The organism is Actinoplanes sp. NPDC051633, from assembly GCF_040681735.1.
Classification (GTDB): Bacteria; Actinomycetota; Actinomycetes; order Mycobacteriales; family Micromonosporaceae; genus Actinoplanes.
On sequence record NZ_JBFAZH010000263.1, the window covers coordinates 1 to 7,955 of the forward strand.

At 73.0% G+C, this 7,955-nt stretch carries 8 protein-coding genes and 2 pseudogenes; 4 read left to right on the plus strand and 6 right to left on the minus strand.

Translation table 11 applies throughout. The annotated features are described in order from the left end of the window. Positions 1–294, minus strand: a pseudogene (locus tag AB0M20_RS16880) (electron transfer flavoprotein subunit beta); the annotation flags it as partial. A 202-nt stretch (positions 295–496) separates the two neighbouring features. Between AB0M20_RS16880 and AB0M20_RS16885 the strand changes: the two are divergent. From AB0M20_RS16885 to AB0M20_RS16895, 3 genes are read left to right on the plus strand one after another with little or no spacing between them, the layout of a single operon-like run. Beyond that, on the plus strand, positions 497–883 hold the full coding sequence (locus AB0M20_RS16885) for a DUF202 domain-containing protein (RefSeq protein WP_364299006.1): 387 nt from the start codon (positions 497–499) through the stop codon (positions 881–883). After that, positions 880–1,179: a DUF202 domain-containing protein gene (locus AB0M20_RS16890; RefSeq protein WP_364299008.1), complete on the plus strand. Its 300-nt coding sequence runs from the start codon at positions 880–882 to the stop codon at positions 1,177–1,179. The genes AB0M20_RS16885 and AB0M20_RS16890 overlap by 4 nt, the downstream gene beginning before the upstream one ends. Before the next feature lie 38 nt (positions 1,180–1,217). Then, positions 1,218–1,652, plus strand: coding sequence for a PLDc N-terminal domain-containing protein (locus AB0M20_RS16895; protein ID WP_364299010.1), 435 nt, complete (start codon positions 1,218–1,220; stop codon positions 1,650–1,652). Here the strand turns inward: AB0M20_RS16895 and AB0M20_RS16900 are convergent. Next, positions 1,627–2,292, minus strand: coding sequence for a response regulator transcription factor (locus tag AB0M20_RS16900; protein ID WP_364299012.1), 666 nt, complete (start codon positions 2,290–2,292; stop codon positions 1,627–1,629). The two genes, AB0M20_RS16895 and AB0M20_RS16900, sit on opposite strands and share 26 nt — an antisense overlap. After that, positions 2,289–3,434 (minus strand): sensor histidine kinase, encoded by a 1,146-nt coding sequence (locus tag AB0M20_RS16905; RefSeq protein WP_364299014.1) that lies wholly within the window; start codon positions 3,432–3,434, stop codon positions 2,289–2,291. Before AB0M20_RS16905 ends, AB0M20_RS16900 begins: the two co-directional genes overlap by 4 nt. A gap of 121 nt (positions 3,435–3,555) precedes the next feature. Between AB0M20_RS16905 and AB0M20_RS16910 the strand changes: the two genes are divergently transcribed. Further along, entirely contained in the window at positions 3,556–4,368 is an 813-nt protein-coding gene (locus AB0M20_RS16910; protein WP_364299016.1) for a CPBP family intramembrane glutamic endopeptidase, read from the plus strand. Here AB0M20_RS16910 and AB0M20_RS16915 read toward each other — a convergent pair. From AB0M20_RS16915 to AB0M20_RS16925, 3 genes and pseudogenes are all read right to left on the minus strand, one after another. Further along, a complete protein-coding gene (locus AB0M20_RS16915; protein ID WP_364299018.1) occupies positions 4,305–5,927 on the minus strand; it encodes an acetolactate synthase in 1,623 nt (540 codons plus the stop codon). The two genes, AB0M20_RS16910 and AB0M20_RS16915, sit on opposite strands and share 64 nt — an antisense overlap. A gap of 38 nt (positions 5,928–5,965) precedes the next feature. Further along, positions 5,966–7,627, minus strand: coding sequence for an Hsp70 family protein (locus AB0M20_RS16920; protein WP_364299020.1), 1,662 nt, complete (start codon positions 7,625–7,627; stop codon positions 5,966–5,968). 25 nt (positions 7,628–7,652) lie between these two features. After that, positions 7,653–7,955: pseudogene (locus tag AB0M20_RS16925) on the minus strand (hypothetical protein); the annotation flags it as partial.

Genomic DNA, 7,955 nt, shown 5'->3' on the forward strand with positions numbered 1-7,955 from the left:
GGTCGCCACCGCGCACGAGCCGTGCAGTGCGTCGTCGGAGATGTGCACCGCCTTGTCCGGCCCCATCGACAGCGCCTTGCGGATCGACTCGCTCGCCCGCTCGGGGCCCATCGTCAGGATGGTCACCTCGCCACCGTGCGCCTCCTTGATCTTCAGCGCCTCCTCGATGGCGTACTCGTCCATCTCGTTGATCACATTGTTCGCCGAGCCGCGCTCGACCGTGTTGTCGGACGCGCTCAGCGCGCGTTCGGCGCCGGAGTCGGGCACCTGCTTGACCAGTACGACGATGTTCATCGCGCTCTGACGACCCTCCTGAATATGGCCTTGCTGTAGGTGGACGTGCTCGAAGGTTACCCGCCAGTAACCCGACGGTGCCGGTGAATCACCTCACGCCCCCATCGTCTATCACGCCTCGTCCGCCAGGTGATCGCACGGTACGCAGATGTGAGGCAATCGCGTCCAGCGATTGTTCACCGCCCAGGTCGATAATCGACGGGTGATCGGCGACGTACGGCAGTGGTTCGCACCGGAGACGGGTGAGCGGGTCGGTGAACCGCCCGACTATCGCTACTCGCTGGCCAACGAGCGCACCTTCCTGGCGTGGATCCGCACCGCCCTGGCGCTGATCGCGGGCGGACTGGCCTGCGCCCAGTTCCTGCCGCCGCTGCCGATCGCGCACCTGCGCGAGGGCATCGCGATCGCGCTGCTGGTGCTCGGCGGGCTGGTCGCGCTGCGGGCGGTCGACCACTGGGCTCGTACGGAACGGGCGATGCGCCTCAAGCAGGACCTGCCGGCCTCCCGCTTCCCGGCGATCCTCGCACTGGTGGTGGCGCTCGGCGCGGTCCTGCTGGTGGTCGCCGTGGTGATCCAGGCGGCCACGTGACGACCGACGCGACCGCCGTCGCCGAGCGCACCAGGCTGGCGTGGCGCCGCACCGGGCTCAGTGCCGCGGTCGTCATGCTGCTCGCGATGCGGCCCGCGTTCGCCGACGCCGGCCCGGCCGCGGTGCTGCTCGCGGTGGCCGCGATGGGCGGCTGGGTGACGCTGGTGGTGACCGCGTACCGCCGGGCGCGCGGCCTGACGATCTCCCCGCCGCGGCCCGGACGCCGCAGCGTCGTGGCTTATGCGGCCATCACGGTGAGTTTTGCCGTCATCGGTGGACTGGTTGTCACCCTCTGACCCATGCCGTTCCCAGCTACGCGCGTCATCATTGCCTCATGGTCCGGTTGTTCGTCTTCCTCGCCGCCGCACAGCTGGTGCTTGTGGTGCTCGCGTTGATCAGCTGCCTCGCAGCCGATCGGGTGCGCGCCATGCCGCGAGTGCTGTGGGTGCTGGTCATCCTGCTGCTACCCCTGCTGGGACCGCTGGCCTACTTCCTGTGGGGCCGCCCCCTGCCCACGAGCGGCGAGGGCCTGGTCCGCCGCCCGCGCCGACCGGCTTCTCCCGACGACGATCCCGACTTCCTGCGTTCGATGGACACCGAGCAGTCCCGCCGCGACCGCGAGATCCTCGCGCAGTGGGAGGCCGAGCTGCGCGCCCGCGAGCCCGAGCCGGAGCCCGAGCCGGAGCGGCCCGAGCCGGGGCCGCGTGGCCGCGACGAGGTGCGCGACGGCGACGAGAAGGGTCCTAGGCCGCCGGCGTCTGGGGTGTGATCAGGCCGGTCTCGTAAGCGACGATGATCAGCTGGGCGCGGTCGCGGGCGCCGAGCTTCATCAACAGCCGGGCCACGTGCGTCTTGGCGGTGGCCGGCGAGACGTAGAGCCGCTCGGCGATCTCCGCGTTGGAGAGCCCGCGCGCGACCAGCTCGAGCACCTCGACCTCGCGATCGGTGAGCGCGTCCAGGGCCGGCGGCGCGACCCGGCCCTCCGGCGGGCGCCGGACGAACTCCTCGATCAGATGCCGGGTGATGCTCGGCGAGAGCAGCGCGTCGCCACCGGCCACCACCCGGATCCCGGCGAGCAGGTCCGCCGGCGGCGTGTCCTTGAGCAGGAATCCGCTGGCGCCGGCCCGCAGCGCGCCGAACACGTACTCGTCCAGATCGAAGGTCGTCAGCATCAGCACCTTCGCGGTCGGCGACGCGGCCAGGATCTCGGCGGTCGCCTGCAACCCGTCCATCACCGGCATCCGCACGTCCATCAGGATCACGTCCGGGGTACGCGCCGCCGCCAGCTCGACGGCCTCCGCGCCGTTGCTCGCGGTGCCCACCACGGTCAGGTCGTCGGCGCTGTCGATCAGCACCTCGAAACCGGCACGCACCAGCGCCTGGTCGTCGGCGATCAGCACGGTGATCATGCCGCTGCCCCGTACGGCAGGGTGGCCGTCAGGTCGAAGCCGCCACCCGGCCGCGGCTGCGCGGTGAGCGTGCCGCCGAAGACCGCGACCCGCTCGCGCATCCCGACCAGGCCGTGCCCCGGTTTGCCGCCCGATCTCGTCGGCCGCCCGTCGTCGCCGATGCCGATGGTCACCAGCCCCGGCTCCCGGGTGATCGCCACCGTCGCCTTCGGCCCGCCATGCCGCAACACGTTGGTCAGCCCTTCCTGCACGATCCGATAGGCGGACAGCTCGACCCCGTCCGGCGCCACCGCCTCGCCGGTCACGGTCATCTCGACCTGCAGCCCGGCCTCGACGAACTGCGACACCAGCGCGGACACCTCGGCCAGGCCGGGCGAGGGGGTGAGGCTGGCCGACGGCTCGCCCTCCTGCCGCAGCACGCCCAGCAGCCGGCGCATCTCGACGAGCGCGGCCCGGGTGTGCGTCTCGACCGTGCCGAGCGCCTGCCGGGCCAGCTCGGGGCGGCTGTCGATGACGTGGTTCGCCACCCCGGCCTGCACGGCGATCACGCTCATCGCGTGCGCGACCACGTCGTGCAGCTCGCGGGCGATCCGCAGCCGCTCCTCGGTGACCGCCTGCCGGGCCCGCTCCTCGCGCTCCTCCTCGAGCCGCCGGGCCCGGGCCCGCAATGCCTCCCAGCGCTGTCGCCGGACCCGCAGGTTGTCGCCGGCGAGCCAGGCGACGGCCAGCACCAGCAGCGTCATCACCCAGGTGGACGGCGTCACCGTCGGGGACGTCTGCATGGCCAGCGACACGCCGAGCGCGGCCGCCATCGCGCCGAAGGACAGCAGTCCCCGTCCCCGGCCGCAGTGCAGGCTGACCACGAACACCATGGCGAAGGCGGCGTATCCCGGGAACGCGGTGAAGTGGCCGGTCGCGTAGCCCACGATGCCCGCCGCGGCGACCAGCACGGCGGCGACCGGGTACCGCCGGTGCAGTGCGATCGGCAGGGTGATCAGCGCGGCCCACACGTACGCGACGGGGGTGGTGGCCGACTCGGCGCCGATCGGCGCCTTGGCGGCGAGCTCGGCCACCATCACGGCGAGCAACAGCAACGCCAGGGCGGCGTCCACACCGCGCCAGGCGGCTCGCAGGCTGCTCATGACCACACGCTAGCCAGCCACGGGGCCGCGGCACGTCAGCCTGCAGGCGTACGCCGCGCGGCCCGGCCGGTTCGCCCCGCGGGCCGACGACGTGCGGCGCGCGACGAAGCACGCTGCGGACATGAGAAAACATCCCGTGCTCAGCTTCGCGATCCTGGCGATCGTGCCGACCTGGGCTCTGCAGTTCCTGTTCCTGGTCCTGGGCTGGGACCTGTTCGGCGCGAAGATCGCCGAGCTGTTCATCCTGCTGGGCGCCGCCACCCTGGTGACCGCCCGGATCAACGGCCGGGCGGGCGTGCGGCGGCTCTTCGCCGGCGTCGTGCGATGGCGGATGGGCCTCGGCCGGTTCGCCTTCGTGCTGCTGGCCATGCCGGTCCTCACGCTGATCGTCGCCGCGGCCGGCGGCGCTCTGCAGTGGCCGGCGGGCGGCATCGGCAAGGACGTCCTGATGTACCTGTTCGCCACGCTGATCTTCGGCGCCCTGCTGGGCAACGTCTGGGAGGAGACGGCGTGGGCCGGCTTCGCGCAGTCGCGGCTGACGGAGCGGCACGGCCTGTTGCGCGGCGCGCTGCTGACCGCCATCCCGTTCGCGCTGATCCACCTGCCGCTGGCCTGGGAGAGCAACGGCCTGCACGACACCAGCGGCAAGGACCTGGCGATCACCTGGGCGGTGCTGATCGTCAGCGCGCCGTTCGTGCGGTACCTGTTCGGCATGACCTTCGCGGACACCGGCGGCAGCATCCTGGCCGTGGGCATCCTGCACGCCTCGGTCAACGCCTCCGGCGCCCTCGGCTCGGTGGACAGCTGGTGGCCCGGCACGGTGGCGATGGTCCTGCTGACCGTGCTGGTCGCGGCCTCCCGGAGGAGGCGTCAGGCCAGGTTGGACGACCTGGGGTACGCGTCCGCCGGGTCGGTCAGCACGTTGACCAGGTAGGGCACGTTCGCGGCGAAGGCCCGCTCGAGCGCCGCACCGATGTCGGCCGGCTTCTCCACCGTCTCGCCGGCGCCGCCGAGCGCCTTGACCACGTCGTCGTAGCGCAGGCCGGGTTGCAGGTCGGCGGCCACGTCGTAGCCGTACATCGCCTGCATCGGGTGCTTCTCGAGGCCCCAGATGCCGTTGTTGCCGACCACGATCACCACCGGCAGCTGCTGGCGGACCAGCGACTCCACGTCCATCAGGGAGAAGCCGGCCGCGCCGTCGCCCATCAGCACGCAGACCTGCCGATCGGGGTAGGTGACCCGGGCGCCCATCGCGTAGCCCATCCCGGTGCCCAGGCAGCCGTACGGGCCCGGGTCCAGCCAGGTGCCGGGGCGGGCCGGCTCGAGGTAGCGGCCGGCGTACGAGACGAAGTCGCCGCCGTCGCCGATGGTCACCGCGTCGTCGGCCAGCACCTTGCGCAGCTCGCCGTAGATCCGGGCCGGTTTGATCGGGTCGGTCTCGGCGGCCATCGCCTCGGCGTCCCGGGCCCGGCCGGCGTCCTCGGCGCTGCGCAGCCCCTCGACCCACTCGGTGTGGTCGCGGCGGTCGCCGGTGTGCCCGGCGAGCGCGGTCAGGATCAGCCGCAGGTCACCGGCCGGCGAGACGGCCGTCTCCACGTGCTCGGCGCGCTGGGTGGGTGCGTCGACGATGTGCACCACCCGGGCGGCGGCGAACTCGCCGAAGCCCAGCCGGAAGTCGAGCGGTGTGCCGATCACCACGACCACGTCCGCCTCGTTCAGCGCCGGGCGGCGGGCCTTGGCGAAGGCCAGCGGGTGGCCGGGCGGGAGCGCGCCGCGGCCCATGCCGTTGGCGAAGACCGGCACCTGCAACGCCTCCGCGGCCGCACGCAGGGCGTCGATCGCGTCGCCGGCCCAGACGTCCGACCCGGCGATGATCACTGGGCGCTCGGCGCCGGCGATCAGCGCGGCGGCCCGCGAGACCTCGTCGGGGTCGGGCTCGAGCACCGGGATCTCCGGCGCGCCCGGGGTGGTGGCCTCCTCGGTCGAGAAGAACACCTCGAGCGGCACGTCCAGGAAGGCCGGCCCGCGGTGCGGGGTGAGTGCGGCGGTCAGGGCGGCGGCGACCTCGGACGGGATCGAGGCGGTGTCGGCGGCGGTGGCCGCGTACTTGGTCACCGGGCGGACCAGCGGCAGGTGGTCGATCTCCTGCAGGCTGCCGGAGCCCCAGCGGAAGGCCGGCGCGCGCCCGCCCATCACCAGCACCGGCGAGGCGTTGAAGAAGGAGCTGGTCAGGCCGGAGATGCCGTTCGTGACGCCGGGGCCGGCGGTGAGCACTGCCAGGCCCGGTCGGCGTTGCAGCTTGGCCACCGCCTCGGCGGCGAAGACCGCCGACTGTTCGTGCCGCACGTCGTAGATCGGGAAGCCGGACTTGTGCGCGGCGTCGTACAGCGGGAAGACGTGACCCCCGGACAGCGTGAACATCTCCGTGACGCCGTACGCCCGCAGCGCCGTCAGGGCGAGGTCACCGCCGTGTCCCTCGATCGTGTCCGCCATCTCGCACTCCCAATGTGAATTCGCGAATGGGATTCACCTTAAGCCAAGCCCAGGTACCGCGCGATGTCGGAGAACACCTGCCGCGCGTCGTCCACAATCGGATCGCCGTTCGCGTAACCGTACGCAAGCACCATGGCCAGCAGCGGCACGGCGATCAACACCGCGATGCTGAGAATCACCTGGATGAAACGCAGGAAGCCGCCGCGGCGCTTCTTCTTCGGCGTCTTGGGCTTCGGCATCTGCCGCGGCGGCTGCGGTCGCCGCTGCGGCTTGGCCGCGGGCCGGGCGACCTTGGCGCGCCCGGGAGCCGGCGACATCGGCCGTGTCGGAAAGGGCTTGGTGGCGAAGGGTACGGGCGCCGGCATCGGCGTCGGGGTGGGTGTCACGTCCTTGATCTGCGTCGCGGACGGGTCGTGCAGGTACGGCTCCGGCGGCACGTGAGCCCACGGGTCGACCGGCGGCCGCATGCTGACGCTCGGCTCGTCCTCCTCCGCGGAGCGGATGCCGTAGTCGACGGTCTGCACGGGCACGGACGGCGCCGGCTGCGACGGCGGCAGGGGTGGCAGGGTCGCGTACCGCGGCATCTCGGCGGTCGGACCGGGCGCGGCCGGCGCGCTGGCCAGCAGCGCCGCATCGGCCAGAAAACTGCCCTCGGCGACCACCAGCTCCGGCTGCTCGATCGCCACCGGCGCCTCGCCCAGCTCCCGGTGCAGCAACGTCGCGACCAGCGGGATCCGGCTCGCCCCGCCGACCAGGAACACCCCGGCCAGCCGCCCGGCCGGAAGGTTCGCCCAGTCCAGCAGCCCCTTGGTCACCTGCACGGTCTGGTCGAGCAACGGCCGCGCCAGCTTCTCCAGCTCGTCGCGGGTGACGTGCACCTCGTGGTTGAGCAGGGGCACCACCAGGTCGGCCGACTGGGCGCGGGAGAGCCGCTCCTTGGCGACCCGCACGTCGTCCCAGAGCTGGCGCTGCGCCCGGCGCTCGGCCAGCGTCTCGGGGGCCAGCAGGGGCCGCCACCGGTCGTCACCGGCGGCCAGATGGTCGACCAGGGCGGCGTCGACGTCGAGCCCGCCGATGTCGTCGCGGCCGTCCACGGCCATCACCTCGAAGCCCTCCGCGGTGCGCGCGACCACGCTGGCGTCGAAGGTGCCAGCCCCGAAGTCGTGCACCACCACGACCGACCCGATCGGCACGTCGCGCCCGAGCACCGCCGCGAAGTACGTGGCCGCCGCGACCGGCTCGGCGACCAGGCGCACCTCGCCGAACCCGGCCTGCGCGGCCGCCTCGGCGAGCAGGGTCCGGCGGGTCGAGCCCCACGTGGCGGGGCAGGTCAGCGTGACCTCGGGGCGCACCGGGCCGACCGCGTGCCGCCACTCCTCGGCGACCCGGCCGAGCACCGCGGCGATCAGGTCGACCACCCGCACCTCGCGCTCGCCGAGCAGCACCCGGCCGTCGTCGATGCGGCGTTTCGGGTTCGGCTCGAACCGCGACGGATCGATGCGGGAGCTGTAGACCGCGTCCCGGCCGGACCCTAGCTGGCCGTCCGCCTCGGCGTAGACCGCGGACGGCAGCAGTGGCGAACCGTCGATCAGGATGGGCCGCGCCCGGCCGTCCGGCCACTGGGCCACCGCCACCGTGTTGGACGTGCCGAAGTCCACGCCGAGGGCGTGCCGGCCGGACCGGCCCTGGTCGATGGACATGAGCCTTACTCTAGGCCGTCCGCGCTCAGGCCAATTGCCAGCGCAGGGTGCCGTCCTCGCCTCGTACGCACTTCACCGCGACGTTCGCGCCGGTGTGGTCCAGCCGGCCCTCGACGTCGCACTCGGCGCCGACCTCGATCGGAGGCGCCGTCCCGGTCGGCGATGGGGTGGCGGTGCCGGACACGTTCTCGGGCGCCCGCGGCGGCGACGGCGGCGGGACTTCGCTCGGCGTGTCGGCCGACGGCTGCACCAGGGCGCGGGTCTCCGCGGGCGTCGCCGGCGGCCGGCTCGTCACCTGAGCCGCCCGGGTGCTCCGGGCCGGCGGGTC